A 19,617-nucleotide genomic window follows, 5' to 3' on the forward strand; every position below is an offset into this window, starting at 1 on the left:
TTTCGCAGTCGTCACCGGGAGGACCTGCGATGAGGCGTGTCGTCGTCACGGGCCTTGGCCTGGTTTCGCCGTTCGGTATGGGCTTCGAGCACGGCTGGAAGGAACTGCTGACCGGCCGCAGCGCTGCTAAGCGCGTCACCGAGTTCGAGGTGGACGATCTTGCCTGCAAGATCGCCCACGTCATTCCGCGCGGCGACGGCTCCAACGGCACGCTCAATCCCGAAGCCATTCTTGAGCCGAAGGAACTTCGCAAGATCGGCGACTTCATCCTGTACGGGATCGCGGCCGCCGATGAAGCGCTGAAGGATTCCGGCTGGCAGCCTTCAACCGAGGAGGAGCGTTGCGCCACCGGTGTGCTGATCGGCTCCGGTATCGGCGGTCTTGAGGGCATCGCCGAGAACGCGATCATCCTCAAGGAACGCGGCCCGCGTCGCATCAGCCCGTTCTTCATTCCCGGAAACATCATCAATCTCGTGTCGGGCCAGGTTTCGATCCGGCACGGGTTGAAAGGCCCCAACCACGCTGTCGTCACCGCTTGCTCGACCGGCGCGCACGCCATTGGCGACGCCGCCCGGCTGATCATCTTCGGCGATGCCGACATCATGCTGGCTGGCGGCGCCGAATCGCCGGTGACCCGGCTGTCGCTCGCCGGCTTCGCCGCATGCCGGGCGCTGTCGACCGAGCGCAACGATACCCCGCAAACGGCCTCGCGGCCCTACGACCGCGACCGTGACGGCTTCGTCATGGGCGAGGGCGCCGGCGTCCTCGTGCTGGAGGAGCTTGAGCATGCCAAGGCGCGCGGCGCCAAGATCTATGCCGAGGTGACCGGCTACGGCCTGACCGGCGACGCCTACCACATCACCGCACCGGCTGAAGATGGCGACGGTGCTTTCCGTTGCATGACGGCGGCGTTGAACCGGGCAAAGCTTACGCCGGCCGATGTCGACTACATCAATGCGCACGGCACCTCGACCATGGCCGATACGATCGAACTCGGCGCCGTCGAACGGCTGGTCGGCGATGCGGCGTCGAAGATTTCGATGTCGTCGACCAAGTCGTCGATCGGCCATTTGCTGGGAGCGGCAGGCGCGGCCGAAGCGATCTTTTCGATCCTCGCCATCCGCGACAATATCGCACCGGCGACCATCAACCTCGACAATCCAGAACGCGAAACGGCGATCGACCTGGTGCCGAACAAGCCACGCGCCCGCCAGATCGACGTGGCACTGTCCAATTCCTTCGGCTTCGGTGGCACCAACGCCTCGCTCGTCTTCCAGCGGTATAATGGCTGACGGTCCGGTTACCGGGCAATGCTTTGGCGTGTCGTCAATTTTGCCATATTCGCCCCTACTCTGCCGCAGGGGATTCGTTGAGAGATCGAACGGTAGGGCGACATGAACACTAATCCGTCGGGCAACGGAGAATTCGGGCAAAGGCCGGCGAACACCGGGCCGATCGTGCCGAAGACGGCCAGCGAAGCCTTGCGGCCGGAAGCCGGAACACCGCCGCCGAAACGCTCGCGTGCTTCGCGCAGCCAGGTCGTCGTGTTCATGAACTTCGTCATCTCGGCGGTGATGCTGATCGTTCTGGCGGCGGGCGTAGCCCTCTATTTCGGCAAGCAGGAGTTTACCGAACCCGGCCCATCCGCCAATGGCGACACTTTCCTCGTCAAGCCCAGCACCGGCGTCCAGGACATTGCCGACCAGCTCGAGCGCCGCGGATTGATCAGCGACGCCCGCGTATTCCGGCTGGGGGTGCGTGCGTTCGGCAACGATTCCGCGCTCAAGGCCGGTGAGTACGAGATCAAGCCCAGGGCATCCATGCGCGACATCATGGAACTGCTGAAGAGCGGCAAGTCGGTGATGTATTCGCTGACTATTCCCGAGGGGCTGACGGTCGAGCAGGCCTTGCAGCGCATCGCCGACGAACCGGCTTTGAGCGGCGATATGCCGGCGAAGACACCCCCTGAAGGCAGCCTTGCCACCGACACGCTGCGCTTCACGCGTGGCGCAACGCGTCAGCAGATGGTCGACAAGCTGCTCGCCGATCAGAAGAAACTGGTCGATGAGGTGTGGCAGCGGCGCGCGCCGGATCTGCCCCTGGCCAGCGTCGAGGACTTTGTCACCCTGGCCTCGATCGTCGAGAAGGAAACCGGCAAGGGCGACGAACGCTCGCGCGTGGCCGCCGTCTTCCTGAACCGGTTGGCCAAGGGCATGCGCCTGCAGTCCGATCCGACCATCATCTACGGTCTGTTTGGCGGCAAGGGCAAGCCGGCGGATCGCCCGATCTATCAGTCCGACATCCAGAAGCAGACGCCTTACAACACCTATGTGATCAGCGGCTTGCCGCCGACGCCCATCGCCAATCCAGGCCGCGCGGCCCTCGAGGCCGTGGCCAACCCGTCGAAGACCGACGATCTCTATTTCGTCGCCGACGGCACGGGCGGTCACGTCTTTGCCTCCACGCTGAACGAGCATAATGAAAACGTCGCCCGCTATCGCGCGCTGCAGAAGAAGCAGGCCGATGAGGCAGCCAAGGCCGCTGCTGCCGCCGGTGCCAGCGGCAGTGCCGACAAGCCTGCTGACGACAAGCCAGCTGACGAGAAGCCAGCTGACGACAAGCCTGCCATTGACAGTGGCACCGATGGCGACAATGGCGATGCTGGCGGTGATGCGGGCGCGGCCCAGTAAGGCGAAGAAAAGCGTTGCCTGGAAGGCGGCGGCCTGACATTTGAAGGAACGCCAGGCGTCCAATTTCGACGTATTCGCGGAATGGTCATTTTAAGTTAAGCCGCACTCGTCCCTCCGGAAAACCGGTTTCGGGGTGAGGCGCCAGGGATGTGCAGGCGACATGAATTTGCAGAGCATGACCGGTTTTGCGCGCACCGTCGCCGAGCATGACGGCACCTCCATTGCCTGGGAAGTCAAATCCGTCAACGGCAAGAGCGTCGAGGTGCGGTTGCGGCTGCCTCAGGGGTTCGAGCGGTTGGAGCCTGTGCTTCGGCAAACGCTGCAGAAGCGTTTCGCGCGCGGCAACTTCCAGGCGACGCTGACCATCGGCCGTGCCGCCGGCGCGCAGGCGCAACCTGTGGTCAACGAGGTGTTTTTGAAAGATCTTGCCGGCCTGGCCAAGCGATTGCAGGAACAGTTCGGCGTCGCGCCCGCAACGGCTGACGGTTTGCTGTCGCTGCGTGGTGTGCTCGACGTTCCCGAAACCATCGAAACCGACGAGGCGCGGGCCGCGCTCGACACCGCCATCATGGCCGCGCTCGACGTGGCGCTGAACGGCCTGGAACAGGCCCGGCAGGGCGAAGGTGCCGCATTGGCCCTGCTTTTGTCCGGTCATATCGACGTCATCGAGACACTGACCCTGCGCGCGGAAGCGGATCCGTCGCGCGATACGGCGGTGATCCGCGAACGCATCGCCGAGCAGGTCAGGCTGTTGATGGATGCATCCGCCAATCTGGATGCAAGCCGATTGCACATGGAGGCGGCGTTTCTTGCCACCAAGGCCGATATTCGCGAGGAGATCGACCGGCTGAAAACGCATGTCGCATCTGGCCGGGCCTTGCTCGAGGGCGGCGGCGCCGTTGGCCGCAAGCTCGATTTTCTGGCACAGGAATTTAACCGCGAATCGAATACGCTGTGTTCGAAGTCGAATGCCGCCGCCGTCACCGCGATCGGACTGGAACTGAAGGCGGTCGTCGACCAGTTTCGTGAACAGGTCCAGAATCTGGAGTAGCCGATGGTTGCCAAGGAACCGATGGTTGCCAGGGATTTGGGGTCCCGCATCCGCCGCCGGGGGTTGATGCTCGTCCTGTCGTCACCATCGGGTGCCGGCAAGTCGACGATCGCGCGCAATCTTCTTGAGAGCGATTCCAGCCTCGAACTGTCAGTCTCGGTCACCACAAGGCCTCGCCGCGGCTCGGAAATCGAGGGCGTTCACTACCATTTCCGCACGATGCGCGAATTCGAGCGGCTGCGTGATTCCGACGCGCTGTTCGAATGGGCCGAGGTGCATGGCAATTGCTATGCGACGCCGCGCGAACCTGCCGAATTGGCGCTGGCGCAGGGACGCGACATGCTGTTCGACATCGACTGGCAGGGCGCCCAGCAGCTCAAGGAGAAGATGCGCGCCGACATCGTCTCGATCTTCATTCTGCCTCCGTCGATGAAGGAATTGAAGGCGCGGCTGAAGCGCCGCGCTGAGGATCAGGAAGCGGTGATCGAGACGCGGCTGAAGAACGCCCGCAACGAGATCGAGCACTGGAAGGAATATGACTTCGTCATCGTCAACGACGATCTAGACCGTGCTTTCGCCGAAGTGCGCGGCATCGTCGTGGCAGAGCGGCTGCGCCGCGACCGCCGGCCAGGTCTTTTCGATTTCGTGTCGGGCTTGCTGGACGAGAAGACGGATTGACCGCTTTTTCCTTCTCCCGGATAGCCCTGCGTGAGCGGCGAGAAGAGAGCTACACCGCATTGGTCAGCCGCACGAACTCCTCGACGCTAAGCGTTTCGGCGCGTCGTGTCGGGTCGATCCCCACTCGTTCGAGCAAGGCCTCGCCGCCGAGGCTTTTCACGCTCTGCCGTAGCATTTTTCGGCGTTGGCCGAAGGCGGCTTCCGTGACCCGAGCGAGTTTCTTCACATCGGCGGGCAGGGGTGTCGCGCGGGGCTCGAGATGCACCACCGAAGAGGTGACCTTGGGCGGTGGCGTGAAGGCCTGAGGCGGCACGTCGAAGGCGATCCTGGCCTGCGTGCGCCAGCCAGCGAGCACACCCAGCCTGCCATAGGCGTCGCTGTCGGGCGCTGCGACGATACGCTGGGCGACCTCGCGCTGGAACATCAATGTCATCGAGGCGTAAAAGGGCGGCCAGTCCGTGACCGTCAGCCATCGGACCAGCAGTTCCGTGCCGATGTTGTAGGGCAGATTGGCCACGATCCGCACCTGCCTACTATCTCCAGCCGCCGCGGCGAGGGCGGCGAAGTCGGTCTTCAGCGCGTCGCCCGAAATCACCTCCAGCCGGCCGGGGTAATGAGCCGAGACTTCGGCAAGCGCTGCCAGGCAGCGTTCGTCGCGCTCTATGGCGACGACCCGGCGGGCGCCATTGGAAAGCAGCGCTCGCGTCAGCCCTCCGGGCCCGGGCCCGACCTCGATCACCGTGGCATTTGTCAGGTCGCCGGCGCTGCGCGCGATCTTGCCTGTCAAATTGAGGTCGAGCAGGAAGTTCTGCCCAAGCGCCTTTTTCGCCTGCAGTCCATGACGCTCGATGACGTCGCGCAGCGGCGGCAGCCCATCGATGCTCATGCGGCCGCCGCCCTTGCGTCGGTGTCGGCGAGTTTTCTGGCGAGCTTCAGCGCCGCGATCAGGCTGTCGGGCCGCGCAATGCCCTTGCCGGCGATGTCGAAGGCGGTGCCATGGTCGGGCGAGGTGCGGATGAAGGGCAGGCCCAGCGTGACGTTGACCGCCTCGTCGAAGGCCAGCGCCTTGGCCGGGATCAAGGCCTGATCGTGATACATGCAAAGCGCCACGTCGTAGCCCGCCCGCGCCCGGGCATGGAACAGCGTGTCGGCGGGCAGGGGGCCGAAAGCATCGATGCCTTCGGCGCGCAGGATGTCGACCGCCGGGCGCACGATGTGCTCGTCTTCCGTGCCCATGGAGCCGCCTTCGCCGGCATGCGGATTGAGGCCGGCAATGGCGAGCCGCGGCCTGGCGATGCCGAAGCGGCTGGCAAGGTCGGCCGCAGTGATGCGCGCGGTCGCGACGATCAATTCGGTGCTCAGGACTTTCGGCACCTCGGCCAGGGCGATGTGGATGGTGATGGGAACCGTGCGCAGGTCGGGGCCTGCTAGCATCATTACCGGCATCGCCTCGACGCCGCTGTGCCGAGCCGCGAGATGCGCCAGATATTCGGTGTGGCCGGGAAAAAGGAAGCCCGCATCATAGAGCGGCTTCTTGGCAATCGGGCAGGTCACGACTGCGGCGGCCTCACCGGCAAGGCAGGCGGCGACCGCACGGTCGATCGCTTCGACGGTGCCGGCCGCATTGGCCGGGTCTGGCCGGCCGGGGCTGTCGATGAAGCGCGCCGTCAGCGGAACGATCGGCAAGGCGTGGCCAAAGACCTCGATCGCCTGCACCGGCGTCACCTCCTCGACGGGCAGCAAAACGCCAAGGCGGCGCGCGCGCGCGGTGACCACAGCCGGGTCGGCCAGCAGATAGAACGGGGGCAAGCCGACAGCGTCACGCGCAAGGAAGGCGGCGATGGCTATTTCAGGGCCGATACCGGATGGGTCGCCGACACTCAACGCCAGCGCGGTCATCGCGCTACTCACGTCAGCGCTTGACGATGCGGGCTTTGGCCTTCAGTTCGTCGACATATTTCTTGCTGAGATCGTCGGCGGCCTTGTCGTTGGAGCCTTCGCTCTGGAACACCATCTGGGCGGTCTTGTCGTCGGACACTTCGCGCGACGAGCAGATGCCGATGAATTCGACGCCGCGTTCGGTCTCGCGCGTAACGGTGGCGCCGCCGACCTTGGTCGCTTTGATCTGCTCGGCCCAGTCTGGCGGCAGTTGCGGCGCCAGAACCCGGCCGAGATCACGAACCGTGACGTCGATCAGGCCCTTGGCGAACTCGCGCGTCGTGTTGCAGCCGTTGAAGCGAGCGCGCATGGCGTCGGCCTCGCGCTTGCGCTTGGCCAGCGTCGCGCTGCGTTCGGCCGCCGGCACGACGAAGATGACCTGCTGCAGCATGTATTCCATGGCGCTCGGCTTGGCGCCGCCCTTGTCGAGCATGCGTCGCACCGCGTCCTGTTCGGTCACGCTGCCGCCTTCGCCGGAACGGTAGCGCGCGCTCAAGGCCTGGTTCCAGGCCATCTGGGCGCGGATGAACTCCTTGAAATGGTCCTTGCCGACGCCGGATTTTTCCATGACGCCGTCGAGCTGGCCGCGCTGCATCTTGTTGTTGGTGGCAAAGCGCTGATAGGCGGCCTCGACCTGTGCATCGCTGATGCGGATGCCAAGCCGCCTGGCCTCGGCGAGCCGGAGCGTCTGGTCGATCATTTCCTGGCCAGCATCCCCCTTTTTGCGCTGCAGCTTCAGGAAGGCGGCACGATGGGCGATATCACCGGTGGTGATCGGTATGTCGTTGACGACGTATTTGATCTCGCTGGCGAAAGCCGGCGGCGTCATGACGGTCATTGACACGGATGTCGCCGCCACAAGCAACGCGAACCCTGCTGAAAAGAGGTATTTCCTCATCCTTGGCATCCCAATTCTATTCCCGGCTCCGCCAGTTCCGTCCCCTTCCGGATGCGCGAATCCGTGCCAGCCCTATGCGGCGAAACGATGTCGCCGCCTATTGGATGGTGTCGACTCCGTTGCTCGACGAGCCGAAGTCGCCGAGGGTGCGGAACGAGAGGTTGAATCCGATGCTTTGCGTCACTTCCCTGGTGTTCAGGTCACGCGACTGTGCGTACGTCATCAGATAGGTGAAGCAGGAATCGTTGTAGGCGAAGCCCACCCCGTCCTTGACCAGCAGGCCCTCCTGCAAATCGTAGGTTCCTGTCCCGAACACGCGCCAGTTCTCGGCAAGATGCGTGGATGCGCCGAGCGTGACCTCGTGACGGTCGGTGGTGAAACCGTAGAGCGGCTGCGCCTGGATGAAGGCATACTTGGCGCTCAACGATACCGGCAGGCCGGAGTAGGCAGCTTTCAGCTCGGCGCGGCGGATCTCGAAGCTCTGTTCGTCGAACCGGCCGCTGACCGAAGCCGCGAATCCATTGGGGCTGGTTATGCCAAACAGGCCGACATAGTCGGACTTGGTGGTCTCAAGGCCTGAATTTGCGCCGACATTGACCAGATCGGGTGCCGCGAAGGAGTTCTCGCCGCCAATTTGATAGGATTGGCCGAAGATGGCATTGGTGCCCCAGCCATTGATGTAGGAGCCGGAATAGCGCAGCCCGACATTGGCACGCGAGCCGCCCTCGATACGGTCATAACCGGAGAACTTGTCGCGCTCGAACAGCGTGGTCGCATCGAAAACCATGCTCTGCGCGTCTTCGTTCGGAATGGAGAGGCCGCCGACATACTGTTCGTTCGGACGCAGGAACACCTGTGCCATCGGCTCGACAACGTGGCTCGAGCCGCTGGCCAGCGAGAACAACAGCGGCCAGCTCATCTCGAGCCCGGCAGTCGCCATGTAGCGGGCAAAGGACGAGCGCATGTCGTCCTGCTGGCCCAAATTCGTCGCCATCTGGTTGATCGCGGTGAGCGAGGCCGACGACGCTCTGACATAGTCGACGTCGCCTTGCAGCGCCAGCAACGGTGTCAGCACCAGCCCGTCGTCGGTGACAAAGCTCCGTTTCCACTCGGCCTCGGCGGTGAGGCGGCTGGACTCGCCTTCGATGCCGCGCACGCGTTGCGTACCCGAGCCGGGCACGTACGGGGTAAAGTAGGTCTCGTCGAGATCTTCGCGGCGGATGACGCGCGTGTTGACGTTGAGGGACAACTGGCCGCCGGCGACCGACGTGTCGGGGATATAGGCATAGTCGAGCGAGGGCAGCACCCAGGGCTGCTGGCCGCTCCGCGCGGCGACATTGTCGTTGGGCGTATCTTCCTGGACCTCGAAATGCATGGCGCGCACGTCGAAATAATTACGGTCGTTGAGGCCGGTCAAATAGACCGACGACTGGTGGACGTATGAATTGTACTTGGCGATGTTGTAGCTATTCGAGAAGTTCTTGTCGGTCTGCAGCAACACGTCCCAGCCGAAATTCCAGCGTTCGTTGATGGCGAACTGCCCTTGCGTGCCCATCATGCCGCGGAACTTGTTCGGATCGCCCACCGCGCCGGAATCGATATTGTGGCCAGCGGTCGAGGGGAACGCGGCGCTGTCGAGGAAGGCGTCCGGATTCTGCTGCTGGATCCCGGCGACCTTAAATGTGTATTCGCCATTGTTGAAGCGCTGGCGCCATTCGGCTTCGCCGAGGAAGCCCTGCTTGGTGTAACCGCTTCCGGTCACCGTCAGATCATATGTCGGCGAAAGGGCGAAATAATAGGGAACCTTGACGCTATACCCCAGATGGCTGTTGTAGCCGATGCTGGGGATCAGGAAGCCGCTCTTGCGCTTCACGGTGGGATCGGCGATCTCGAACGCCGGCAGGTAAGCCAGCGGAAAGCCGAAGAACTCGAAATTCGCGTTCTCGAAGCGAACCGTCTTCTTCTCACCGTTCCAGATGATCTTCCTGGCTTTGACGCGCCATGTCGGCGCCTTGTCGGGCTTGTCCTCGCACGGTTCGCAGGCGGTGTAGACACCATTGTGGAAGGTGGTCAGCACGCCGCCCATGCGTTCGGCGCTTTCGGCGGCGAAATAGGCCTTGTCGACCGTTTCAACGCGCAGCGCGTTGACGAAGCCGTCGGCGAAATCGTCGGTAATGTCGATGTGTTGTGAATTGATCTTGGTGCCGTCGCTGTTGACGATCTCGACATTGCCGCTGGCAACCATCCGCTTGGTGTTGCGGTTGTAGACGACCTTCTGGGCGACGAGGCGGTTGCCGCCGTAGTCGATCTGCACGCCGCCGACGGCGGTCACGGTCTGGTTGTCGTTGTTGTATTCCAGCGTGTCGGCGGCCAGCAGCATCTGCGAACCGGATGGAACGGTGGTCGCCAAGTTGCCGACCTCCTGCGCGAAGGCCGGCAGCGGGACGCCGCAGGCAAGCAGGCACGCCAAGGCGCTCGCCGCATAAAGGCGCGCCAAATGGGCCTGCCTGTCGCTGGGCAAAAACGCCTCCCTCACTAGCCGTCTTCCTTGTATAGCAGGAAAGTCACCCCGAAGAACATAGCTACCACGACCGGCACCCAGGCGGCTATGGCAGTCGGCACGAACCCCGCCACGCCGAACGCCTTCACCAGCACCGAAACGACATAAAGCAGAAACCCGGCAACGACGCCACCCAGAATCATCGTTGCCGATTGTCCCATCCTCGCAAATCGCATTGAAACTGTTGCAGCAATCAGCGTCATGGCGACGAGCAGGAACGGCAACGCCACCAGCGAATCAAACTGCATGGCAAAGGCATTTGCCTTGAGGCCGAAGGAACGGGCAACCTCGATTTTTCCGGGCAGGTCATAGAAGGGAATTGTCTCCGGGCGCGCCAGCCGCTCCTGCACGAATTCCGGCTTCAGATTGGTCGGCACACGATCGCTCGCGACGGGCTGGATGGTGCCGTTCCTGAAGGTCTTCACACCCTGCAATTCCCAATAGCCGTCGCGCAGGTAGGCCCGTGCCGCGTCCTTGCGCTCGACGATGTTGCCTTGCTGGTCGAGGATGAAAAACACGGCGTCGGCCATCTCCAGGCCCTGGTCGAGGATAGCCCGCGCGCCGATGATCGTGTCGCCGGAACTGGTTTTCTGGCGAATCCAGGGCGCGGCATCTGCTGAAACGGTATTGGACTTGCCGGAGCGCAGCTCGGTCTCGATCTGTTCGGACAAGGAGAAAGCGTGGGCGGCAAGCGGGTTGATGATCCCGACCGACACGACGCCGAACAGCAATGCGCCGATGCAGCACGGCAAAAGGAACTGCCAGGCGGAGACACCCGCGGACCGCGCGATGACGAGTTCGTAACGCCGGTTGAGCGAAACCAGCGTCGCCATCGCCGAGAACAAGCCGACAAACGGCACCGTCTGCAGCATGATCATGGGCATTCGAAGGCCTGAAATGGCCATCGCCGTCCCATAGGTGAAGCCCGGCAGGCCAGTGGTGCGGCCCGACAATTCCGTGAAATCGATCAGGAACACCAGCGCCAGAAGGCCGATGAAGAACCAGATCGTGATCGCCACGTAACGGAAGAAGAAGTAACGGCCCAGCGTCCAGCCCATCAGCCGACTCCCTGGCCCGAGGTGTCGCGCCTGGACAAACGAGACTTGAGGGCATTCCACCCGTCACCGATGCGGCTGGCCAGGTTTGTCATCCAGTCCGCCCAGGCAACCGGCAGTTCCATGGTCCGGTTCGACACGATGAACCAGATCGCCACCGCGGAAGCCGCGATCGGTATGCCATACACCACATAGGAATATTGCGGGACCTCGTCGGCCTTGCTTGCGGCGAAGAACCCCAGCCAGCGTACGAACAGCGATATCGCGATGGCGGTGATCAGCGGATTGACGCGCGCCTCGCGATGCGAACGCGCGTCTCCCGCGACCGCGAGCGCGATCAGTGCGAAAACCATGGAGTATGTCCATTCCGAAAACCGCTGGTCGATCTCCGCCCGGTACTCCTGCGGACTTTGCTGGTAGTTCTTGTCGTTGGGGCTTGGATTGAGCAGGTACTGGGTGGTCTGGTCTTTTGGCAGGAGCGTCACCTGGTTGGCCGCCGACATGAAGGCCGACATGTCGAAGGCATAGGACGTGAACCGGATAACACTGAGGTCGCCTGTCAGCGTCTTGCGATGGATGACGCCGTCATTCATCATCAGCACCTTTTCGCCGCCCCGCTCGATGATGCTGCCGGTCTTGGCATAATAGACGAGATTGACGCCTTCCTCACGGGAATCGGCGACGAAGATGCCACCCAACCGGTTGTCGGGAAGCCGCTCGCCAATCTGCAGGAACAGTCCTTCCTCGATCTTGCGGAAGGTGCCTTCCTGAATGATCAGCGACAAAAGGTCGGCGCGCGACTCCGCCACCAGGGCGCGGTTCTTCTGTCGTGCATAGGGGTCGATGCCGTTGTCCACGGCGAATGAAAAGACGCTGGCGGCCAGCGCCAGCAGCATGATCGGCCGCACGATGGTCCAGCGCGAGGCACCCGATGCATTGACCACCGCGAGTTCCGAATCCGAATTCATCACGCTGAGTGTCTGCGCGACCGCCACCACGAGCGCGAAAGGCACGACGATCGGAACGATAGAAGGGAGAATGAGAGACGCGACCTCGAAGAAGGTCAAGGCCGACTGGCCGCTGTCCGTGACCAGATTGATCTTGGCCAGCACCTGCGTCGTCCACACGATGGCCAGCGTCCAGACCAGCGCTGCGATGAAGACAACGAAAGTGCGCCGCATGATGTAGCGTTCAATGACCTTCATGAAGGCTTTACTCGATTTTCTCGAACGGCATCATGCCACCACGCTAAGGGTAGCTGTCCGGCGACGCCCGCACAACTGGCTCCGTTGGGCTGCATCAGGCAGGCGATCTGGTTCCCGTCCCACGTCGCGTGCCGCAGCGGATCGGAGTGTCGGCGGCAATGGATAAGAAAGGACGAACATCGATGGTTAACAACAGGTTGCGGCATGAAGCGGGGCCGTGCCGCGACGAATCGCCTTCGATTCCACGTCTCATATGGGTAGCCATTTTGGCAAAGTCTTGCCAAATGCCGGAAAACGACCAAATGTCGCGGATCACTTCAAACCGCTTCGCGCAAAGTCGCCCAATCCCCGAAAGCAGGACATGATGAACCCGAGACCGTCGATCGCCTTTGCGAAATTCGCCGCGCCCCAGGCGGCGGCGAGCAGGAAGGGCACGGTCTTCGTGCTGTCGGCGGATAATGGCGGCCTGAGCGATGCGGCCAGGGCTTACGATCCGGGCAAGACGCTGGATCGGGCTTTCCCGATCGCCGAGTTTACCGGCAAGCTCGCCGGCATCGTCGAAATCCTGGCGCCGGAAACGACGTCGCTCGACAGGTTGGTCGCGATCGGCGCCGGCAAGGTCGCGGGGCTCGACGAATATGCCTGGCTGAAGCTCGGCGGCACCATTGCGGCATCGCTGCGCAAGGCAACCGACGTGGCCGTGGTGCTCGACCTGGCCGGCGCTTCGCCCGATGGCAAGGACGCCGCGAACCTCGCGGCGGGCATTCTTTTGCGCAGCTATTCCTTCGACAAGTACAAGACCAGGAAGGATAAGGACGACGGCCAAGGGGGCGGCCAAGGGAACGGTAAGCCCGATCCGAAAAAGCCGGTCAAGGTGACCATCCATACCGCCGACCCCGCAGGCGCCAAGAAAGCTTTCGCCGATGCCGAGGCGGTGATCGACGGTGTGCTTCTGGCACGCGATCTCGTCAACGAACCGGCAAACGTGCTGGGACCTGTCGAGTTCGCCGCCCGCGCCAAGGAACTCGAGGCACTCGGCGTCAACGTCGAGATCCTGACCGAGAAGGAGATGAAGAAGCTCGGCATGGGCTCGCTGCTCGGCGTCGCGCAAGGCTCGCCCCGGGGCGCCCGCATGGCGGTCATGCAGTGGAACGGCGGCAAGCCGAAGGACAGGCCCGTCGCCTTCGTCGGCAAGGGTGTCACATTCGACACCGGCGGCAATTCGATCAAGCCGGCCTCGGGCATGGAGGACATGAAGGGCGACATGGGCGGGGCCGCCGCCGTGACCGGGTTGATGCATGCGCTTGCCGCGCGCAAAGCCAAGGCCAATGTCGTCGGCATCATCGGTCTTGTCGAAAACGCGGTCGACGGTCATGCCCAGCGCCCCGGCGACATCGTCACCTCCATGTCCGGACAGACCATCGAGGTGCTCAACACCGACGCGGAGGGGCGCCTCGTTCTGGCCGACGCGCTGTGGTACTGCAACGACCGCTTCCAGCCGAAATTCATGGTCAACCTGGCAACGCTGACCGGCGCCATCATGGTTGCGCTCGGCCTGCATTATGCCGGCCTGTTCTCCAACGACGACGAACTGGCGCAAAGGCTGACCGCGGCCGGACAGTCAACGCAGGAACGGCTGTGGCGCATGCCGCTCGGCGCTGAATACGACAAGCTGATCGATTCCAAGAACGCCGACATGAAGAACATCGGCGGCCGCTACGGCGGCGCGATCATTGCCGCGCAGTTCCTGCAGCGCTTCGTCAAGGACACGCCCTGGGCGCATCTCGATATTGCCGGGACCGCGATGGGCTCGCCGTTGAACGAGATCAACCAGTCCTGGGGTTCGGGTTTCGGCGTTCGGCTGCTGGACCGGCTGGTGCGTGATCACTACGAGAGCTGACGTTCGTCCATGGCCGATGTGCTGTTCTACCACCTGACCGAATCGACGCTGGAGGATGCGCTGCCGGGCCTGCTCGAGCGCAGCGTCGATCGCGGCTGGCGCGCCGTGGTGCAGACCGGCACCGAGGAGCGGCGCGACGCGCTCGACCAGCATCTGTGGACTTTCCGCGACGATTCTTTCCTGGCGCACGCGACCGATCGCGAAGCTTATCCCGGTGAACAGCCAATCCTGTTGACCACCGGCGAGGGCAATCCCAACCAAGCCAAGATCAGGTTCCTCGTAGACGGCGCGGCTCCGCCCGACCTCGGCGGCTATGAGCGTGCGGTGTTCCTGTTCGACGGCCATGACACGGCCCAGGTCGAGATGGCCCGGGCGCATTGGAAGACGATGAAGGACGCCGGCCACGCCGTGACCTACTGGCAGCAAGCCGCGGACCGCCGCTGGGAGCGCAAGGCGTAGAGCAATTCCACGGAAAGTGTGGACCTATCCCGGGAAAAGCGCGCAGCGCCTTGCCTGGCGAATTGCGCTAGAACGAAGAGCAGTTCGACGTTCGCCTGGAACGATGAACAACTCCAGCCCGGCGGCTTTCGCGGATGACGGTTCTAAAGCCTTGCCTTAATCCGCGTCTGTTTCCTGGTGACGTAGTCGCCGTATTTCAATTTCGCGGACTCGTCCGACCGGTTCCGATGCGAACTCCTGAAAACGTACCACTCGCCATCAGGCGACTTGCGCTTGTAGATCGCCTTGCCGGTCTGGCGATGCTCGAAGCAGGTCATTGAGCCCTTCACGCCCCAGGAGCCGTGCCATTGCGCGCGGTAGCACAACTTGCCGCCGCCGGGGATGAACCATATCCCGTCGCCATAGCCCGGCTGGCCCTTTTCCGTCGACCAGGCGTTAAATTGCCGCTGCCTGACGGCAAAGAACGCGGCCCCGTGATTGCCCCACATCCACGAACGGTTCTGATAGATCTGGTAGACGCCTTCGTCGGGCACCACGGCGCCCTTTTGCGCCTGCTCGGCGATTTTGGCCGCTGTCTTGGCTGTCGCGGGGACCTGTAAGGCAAGAACAAGAACGGAGCAGGCGAATGCCGCTCCAAGACAATTACCCAGCACTCGTTTCACGGAACTACTCCACGGACTGATTCACGCCACGCCTCACCATCATGCCGAAACGCTGGTTCGGCATGGATGGCAAACAAACAGAAAGATGGAGATCCATCCCGATCGTGTCGGGACGCATCGGGACGACGCGTCTACGGCAGGACGTGCTGGGTCACCCTCCAGTCGGGCAGACCATAGCCCCCCAGCCACGGCCACACTTCCTTCTGGTTGAAGTAGACAACTGAAGTCAGCGCCGGGAACTCCGCATAGGACTTGCGAGAATCGTCCTGCCACTTCGAAACATAGTCCTGCTTGCCGACATAGCCGAGTTCCGCCACCACGATCGGCTTGTTGAACCCCGCAACGCGATCATAGCCTGGCTTCAGCAACTCGGCGAACGTACGGTCGTGACCGGCCTCGTCGTTGTCCTTTTTCTGCAGGCCGAACACCGACAGGCCGATCACGTCGACATAGTCGTCACCAGGGTAGTATTTTTCCAAGCCTTCATCGCCTTTGGGCGACCACATATATTTGGCCGTGGGGGCGGCCTTGCGGCAGATATCGACTTCGCGCTTGTAGGCGGAAATCCAGTCCTTCGGTGCCCAGTTGGCCCAGGTGAAGCGACCGTTCTTGTCTTCCATTTCTTGCGCCCAGCGAATGGTCACCGGGCTTTTCATCTGTCCCACCAAGCCGCAGATCGCCTGCATATTGGCATCATATCTGCCGCCCAATATGCCGTCTCGCAGCTCGGGCGGGGTGATGCGCCAGTCCTTCGACCAGGTCCACGGCTCGATCGTGATCAACAGCGAGCGCCCGCGCTGCTGGGCATAAGCATCGGCCAGAGGCAGCGTCGATAAATCAACGTCTTCCCAAGGCAGGAACAGTTCCTCGATGCTGGCGGTCTTGTCATTGGTGAAATCGCCATACGGATCGTACGAGCCGAATGCCGACGCGGCGCTGCTCGTCTGAACGGGGTCCGTCGCGGGGACGGAGCCGGCGCCTCCCGCCGTGGGGAACGCGGCGCTTCCGCCCAAAACCAGCGTGACTACAAGCGCATTTGCTGCGGAGCGTTTCATTGTTTGCCTCCCAAGGCCCGACTTCCTACGGAAGCCAAGGCTTCGCCCGGCGCGTCGATGCCTGATCGACACGCCTATCCAGCACCCATCGGCTCTATTGGCGTAATCTGCGGGATTTCGGAGCGACCATTGGCGAGTGTGCGAACTTTGCACGGACCCACCCAAAATTATCCCTCAAGGCTCCGATACTGAAGAGCTTCAGAGAGAAAGTTCGCCGCGATACTCACAAATTCGCGTCAACATCCCGATATATCATCCCTAGCTAATTTAAGAGCCGGTCGGGGCCAAGAGTCAAGCACAATTAACGGTTGCTTAACCTTGGCGCTCGCAACGTGGTTAACGCTGCTTGTCCTCATCCAGACATGGGGACCAGCCCCCTCTCGGTGAATTCCTCAACGCAAAACGTCCGGCTTGCCTGTCCAGCGCTGGTCGGGCGCACGCGACCGCCGGATCGGCCCGGCGCTTCAAAGGCGCTAGGTTAACCAGTTCCCAAGAAGCATAGTTAAGAAGCCCTTAATGTAGTTGACTCTAATAAATTTGCGATGGATTCTGGCGCCGGGGTTGAAGGTTGTCGGCCGTCTTCGGCTGACGCTTAGAGTGGCGGCGGTACGTGTATGAGTGTTTCCGCGGACGTGGCGACCATCAGCGGTAAGAACAGGCCGAAACGCCGGTCTCGGGCGGCTCTGGCCAAGGCGGCGCAGAAGGGCCCTTTTCTGGTTCCCGTCCTGTCTGCCGCTCAGCAATGGATCCTGAGGCTGGCGCTGGCATTCTGGTTCGTCACGCTCGGTTTTTTCTGGATCTGGTGGCTAAGGCCCGAGCATGTCGAGTACATCGGGCCATACGCCTTCGCGACGACGGTGCTGGCCTGGCTGACGCTGATGCCGATGTATTTCCTGTTATTCGTGCTTGTGTCGAAAAGGCCGTCCAAATTTTACACGATCGCTGCGAGTTCGAGGGTGGCGATGGTGGTGACGAAAGCGCCATCCGAACCGTTTTTCGTGGTTGCGCGCACGCTAGAGGCGATGCTTGCGCAGGATTATCCTCACGACACCTGGCTTGCCGACGAGGACCCTTCCGAGGAGACGATCGCATGGTGCGAGGCGCGAAACATCCAGATTTCGACGCGGCGAGGCCGGGAAGACTATCATCGCAAGACCTGGCCGCGCCGAACCCGTTGCAAGGAAGGCAATCTCGCGTTCTTCTATGATCACTACGGCTATGAACGCTACGACTTCGTCGCCCAGATGGACGCCGATCACGTGCCGACGCTGACCTATCTGCGCGAGATGCTGGCGGCCTTCGCCGACCCCGCTGTCGGCTATGTCTCGGCGCCGAGCATTTGCGACAACAATGCCGCCGAGAGTTGGTCGGCCCGCGGCCGACTGTTCGTGGAGGGAATGCTGCACGGCCTGCTGCAGTCCGGCTACACGAGCGTCGGAGCGCCACTGTGCATAGGCTCGCACTATGCGGTGCGCACCGCCGCATTGAAGCAGGCGGGCGGGCTTGGCCCAGAACTGGCCGAAGACCACTCGACCTCCATGCTGATCAACGCGGGGGGCTGGCGCGGCGTGCATGCAATCGACGCCATTGCGCACGGTGATGGCCCGCAGACTTTCGCCGACCTCGTCACTCAGGAATTCCAGTGGTCGAGGAGCCTGACCACCATCCTGCTCGAATACTCGCCCATGTATCTCTCCAAGCTGAGGTTGCGATTGAGGTTGCAGTTCATTTTCTGCCAGCTTTGGTACCCGCTGTTCGCACTGCTCGCGCTCTCCACGTATCTCATGCCGATCTACGCGCTGTTTTCTGGCCGGAACTTCGCCAATGTGACGTATCTGGATTTCATTCTCCACTACGCGCCGAGTTCGGTTACGCCGATCGTCTTGGTGATGATGTTGAAGGCGTTCGCGCTCTCACGACCGGTAACGGCCAAGGCACTCAGCTGGGAAGGTATGCTGTTTCATTTCTTCGCGCGCTGGCCGTGGGTGCTGGCGGGCACGCTGTCGGCCATCCGCGACTATCTGACCAAATCTTTTGTCGATTTTCGCGTCACACCGAAGGGCCGCGGCCCGAAGGATCTCCTGCCGTTTCGTGTCGTCATCCCCTATGTGGCGCTTGCCGTCGGTGCGTCGTTGCCCGTGCTCCTTGTACAAAATCCGCAGAGCGCCACGGGTTTTTACTGGTTCGCAGCGTTCAATGCAGCTTTATATAGCCTGCTGACCATCGTGATCATTGCCAAGCACGTCACCGAGAACAAGATTTCCCTGCGGCCAAGTATCGGCAAATTTGTCTTGCAGGCTTCGCTCGCCGGCGTGGCTTTAACGGCTCCGCTCGCGGGTTTTTACGGCCGCGGCCTGGAGGGCATTTACGGACTGCAGCAGGGTGCCGGCGCCGTTCATCTCGTCAAGATGGCTTTCCCAGTTTCGGGCGCCGGCATGGGCGAAATCGGCGCCCGCAATTTCTACTTCGATCCAGGTTGGGAAACGCAGCGCTGAGCGTCCCGTAACATCTGCAACAGCCCTTCGACTCTGCCAGCCTGAGCGCCGATCGCCGTCGTTGCCACCGGTGCGGAGGCTTCGTTTGCCGAAGCACCCCACGCGCCCTGCCAGGCTCCGATCCAATCAATCGAATTTTCATCATATCCGAACGAACACCGAAAGACTGTGTTCATTATGCTGTTTGCACGAATTTTAATAAGTTCGTTCTAATATACGTATGCAGATTGAGTGGCGATGATCACTTAAAAAGTGCGGAAAGAAGCCGACTATAAAGTATATCACCCGCACATAACCGAATTATGTTTAAGGGTAGAGAGATGCAGATGAACAGGGTTATGGAACATTTGGCCAACAACGGCAGAAAATATACCTGTGCTGTTGCTGCTTTTGTGCTCGTCTCGATGGTGTCCGGCTGCCAGACCATGGATACAACCAAGACCGGCTCGATCAACGGGCGAACCATCGACTACGGGTTCGGCAAAATGGCCCATCACGCTGGGAAGGTCCATCACGTCAAGACAAAGCTTCTCTACCGCAAACCGCTTACACAGATGAGTGTCGTGACGCGTACCAGGGAGGAGGCCTACGCGGCCTTCGTGCGGCCGCAACGGATTGATAGGCCGGCACCGGTGAAGGTTTCCTACAGCCCGGGCAATGGCGGTCAGTTCCTGGGGCATTCGCCCTGGATTTGCGGCCCGAGCGGTTTCGGCCAGCGCGCCAGCTGCCGTTCGCGTTACTAGAGCATTGGACCTAAATGCATGTCGCCCGGAAGTGTGCTCGGTTCCGGGACAACGACATGCAGATCAGAAGCTTAAAGCAGGTCGGGCGAATCCTATTCGCCGCGACATGTGTAAGTGGCGGTGCCTGACCGAGGGCTGCCGCCGAGGTCTTCGCTGGGGGCGCGAGTCGAGGGCGAGAGGTGGGCGCAGGGTTGCGCCTTATCTCTTGCCCTTCGACCGCCACGGGCT

16 protein-coding genes are annotated in these 19,617 nt (G+C 62.0%); 8 read left to right on the top strand and 8 right to left on the bottom strand.

Annotated features, from left to right (window positions below; translation table 11 throughout):
* The first annotated feature begins 29 nt into the window (after positions 1-29).
* The 4 genes from fabF (at position 30) to gmk (ending at position 4,419) form a co-directional block, all read left to right on the top strand.
* Positions 30-1,292: a beta-ketoacyl-ACP synthase II gene (gene fabF / locus LB571_RS09245; protein WP_023773396.1), complete on the top strand. Its 1,263-nt coding sequence runs from the start codon at positions 30-32 to the stop codon at positions 1,290-1,292.
* 102 nt (positions 1,293-1,394) lie between these two features.
* On the top strand, positions 1,395-2,690 hold the full coding sequence (gene mltG, locus LB571_RS09250) for an endolytic transglycosylase MltG (RefSeq protein ID WP_224593933.1): 1,296 nt from the start codon (positions 1,395-1,397) through the stop codon (positions 2,688-2,690).
* A 160-nt stretch (positions 2,691-2,850) separates the two neighbouring features.
* Positions 2,851-3,741: a YicC/YloC family endoribonuclease gene (locus LB571_RS09255; RefSeq protein WP_224593936.1), complete on the top strand. Its 891-nt coding sequence runs from the start codon at positions 2,851-2,853 to the stop codon at positions 3,739-3,741.
* A gap of 21 nt (positions 3,742-3,762) precedes the next feature.
* Positions 3,763-4,419, top strand: a complete 657-nt coding sequence (gene gmk, locus LB571_RS09260; protein ID WP_224594599.1) for a guanylate kinase — start codon at positions 3,763-3,765, stop codon at positions 4,417-4,419.
* Positions 4,420-4,468: 49 nt separating this feature from the next.
* Here the strand turns inward: gmk and rsmA are convergent, their stop codons facing one another.
* From rsmA to lptF, 6 genes are all read right to left on the bottom strand, one after another.
* Positions 4,469-5,305 carry a 16S rRNA (adenine(1518)-N(6)/adenine(1519)-N(6))-dimethyltransferase RsmA gene (gene rsmA, locus LB571_RS09265; protein WP_140726363.1) on the bottom strand — a complete coding sequence of 279 codons (837 nt, stop codon included), beginning with the start codon at positions 5,303-5,305 and terminating at the stop codon, positions 4,469-4,471.
* Positions 5,302-6,318 carry a 4-hydroxythreonine-4-phosphate dehydrogenase PdxA gene (gene pdxA, locus LB571_RS09270; protein WP_181171227.1) on the bottom strand — a complete coding sequence of 339 codons (1,017 nt, stop codon included), beginning with the start codon at positions 6,316-6,318 and terminating at the stop codon, positions 5,302-5,304. The genes rsmA and pdxA overlap by 4 nt, the downstream gene beginning before the upstream one ends.
* A gap of 13 nt (positions 6,319-6,331) precedes the next feature.
* Complete coding sequence (locus LB571_RS09275; protein ID WP_181171225.1) at positions 6,332-7,264, bottom strand: peptidylprolyl isomerase; 933 nt, start codon at positions 7,262-7,264, stop codon at positions 6,332-6,334.
* Between the two features lie 88 nt (positions 7,265-7,352).
* Complete coding sequence (locus LB571_RS09280) at positions 7,353-9,791, bottom strand: LPS-assembly protein LptD (RefSeq protein ID WP_224593939.1); 2,439 nt, start codon at positions 9,789-9,791, stop codon at positions 7,353-7,355.
* Positions 9,791-10,876 (bottom strand): LPS export ABC transporter permease LptG, encoded by a 1,086-nt coding sequence (lptG, locus tag LB571_RS09285; protein ID WP_224594600.1) that lies wholly within the window; start codon positions 10,874-10,876, stop codon positions 9,791-9,793. The genes LB571_RS09280 and lptG overlap by 1 nt, the downstream gene beginning before the upstream one ends.
* Positions 10,873-12,075, bottom strand: a complete 1,203-nt coding sequence (gene lptF, locus LB571_RS09290) for an LPS export ABC transporter permease LptF (RefSeq protein ID WP_015318495.1) — start codon at positions 12,073-12,075, stop codon at positions 10,873-10,875. The genes lptG and lptF overlap by 4 nt, the downstream gene beginning before the upstream one ends.
* 364 nt (positions 12,076-12,439) lie before the next feature.
* Between lptF and LB571_RS09295 the strand changes: the two genes are divergently transcribed.
* Both LB571_RS09295 and LB571_RS09300 read left to right on the top strand, forming a co-directional pair.
* Positions 12,440-13,975 (top strand): leucyl aminopeptidase, encoded by a 1,536-nt coding sequence (locus LB571_RS09295; protein ID WP_224584643.1) that lies wholly within the window; start codon positions 12,440-12,442, stop codon positions 13,973-13,975.
* Between the two features lie 9 nt (positions 13,976-13,984).
* A complete protein-coding gene (locus tag LB571_RS09300; RefSeq protein ID WP_224593941.1) occupies positions 13,985-14,434 on the top strand; it encodes a DNA polymerase III subunit chi in 450 nt (149 codons plus the stop codon).
* Positions 14,435-14,577: 143 nt separating this feature from the next.
* On the opposite strand, the gene LB571_RS09305 is transcribed toward LB571_RS09300, so the two are convergent.
* Together LB571_RS09305 and LB571_RS09310 are read right to left on the bottom strand one after the other, a co-directional pair.
* Entirely contained in the window at positions 14,578-15,096 is a 519-nt protein-coding gene (locus LB571_RS09305; RefSeq protein WP_015318492.1) for a DUF995 domain-containing protein, read from the bottom strand.
* 131 nt (positions 15,097-15,227) lie between these two features.
* Positions 15,228-16,151 (bottom strand): glycoside hydrolase family 26 protein, encoded by a 924-nt coding sequence (locus tag LB571_RS09310; protein WP_140664653.1) that lies wholly within the window; start codon positions 16,149-16,151, stop codon positions 15,228-15,230.
* Positions 16,152-16,765: 614 nt separating this feature from the next.
* Between LB571_RS09310 and LB571_RS09315 the strand changes: the two genes are divergently transcribed.
* Together LB571_RS09315 and LB571_RS09320 are read left to right on the top strand one after the other, a co-directional pair.
* Positions 16,766-18,646 (top strand): glycosyltransferase family 2 protein, encoded by a 1,881-nt coding sequence (locus tag LB571_RS09315; RefSeq protein WP_224593944.1) that lies wholly within the window; start codon positions 16,766-16,768, stop codon positions 18,644-18,646.
* Positions 18,647-18,966: 320 nt separating this feature from the next.
* Complete coding sequence (locus tag LB571_RS09320) at positions 18,967-19,389, top strand: hypothetical protein (RefSeq protein WP_015318489.1); 423 nt, start codon at positions 18,967-18,969, stop codon at positions 19,387-19,389.
* The last annotated feature ends 228 nt before the right edge of the window (positions 19,390-19,617 follow it).

This window comes from Mesorhizobium sp. BR1-1-4, from assembly GCF_020165375.1.
Classification (GTDB): Bacteria; Pseudomonadota; Alphaproteobacteria; order Rhizobiales; family Rhizobiaceae; genus Mesorhizobium; species Mesorhizobium australicum.

Coding starts and splice junctions, on each gene's coding strand:
- gmk (WP_224594599.1), top strand. CDS start 3,763: ATGGTTGCCAGGGATTTGGGGTCCCGCATCCGCCGCCGGGGGTTGATG.
- LB571_RS09315 (WP_224593944.1), top strand. CDS start 16,766: ATGAGTGTTTCCGCGGACGTGGCGACCATCAGCGGTAAGAACAGGCCG.
- mltG (WP_224593933.1), top strand. CDS start 1,395: ATGAACACTAATCCGTCGGGCAACGGAGAATTCGGGCAAAGGCCGGCG.
- fabF (WP_023773396.1), top strand. CDS start 30: ATGAGGCGTGTCGTCGTCACGGGCCTTGGCCTGGTTTCGCCGTTCGGT.
- LB571_RS09295 (WP_224584643.1), top strand. CDS start 12,440: ATGAACCCGAGACCGTCGATCGCCTTTGCGAAATTCGCCGCGCCCCAG.
- pdxA (WP_181171227.1), bottom strand. CDS start 6,318: ATGACCGCGCTGGCGTTGAGTGTCGGCGACCCATCCGGTATCGGCCCT.
- LB571_RS09275 (WP_181171225.1), bottom strand. CDS start 7,264: ATGCCAAGGATGAGGAAATACCTCTTTTCAGCAGGGTTCGCGTTGCTT.
- rsmA (WP_140726363.1), bottom strand. CDS start 5,305: ATGAGCATCGATGGGCTGCCGCCGCTGCGCGACGTCATCGAGCGTCAT.
- LB571_RS09300 (WP_224593941.1), top strand. CDS start 13,985: ATGGCCGATGTGCTGTTCTACCACCTGACCGAATCGACGCTGGAGGAT.
- LB571_RS09310 (WP_140664653.1), bottom strand. CDS start 16,151: ATGAAACGCTCCGCAGCAAATGCGCTTGTAGTCACGCTGGTTTTGGGC.
- LB571_RS09255 (WP_224593936.1), top strand. CDS start 2,851: ATGAATTTGCAGAGCATGACCGGTTTTGCGCGCACCGTCGCCGAGCAT.
- LB571_RS09320 (WP_015318489.1), top strand. CDS start 18,967: ATGCAGATGAACAGGGTTATGGAACATTTGGCCAACAACGGCAGAAAA.
- lptF (WP_015318495.1), bottom strand. CDS start 12,075: ATGAAGGTCATTGAACGCTACATCATGCGGCGCACTTTCGTTGTCTTC.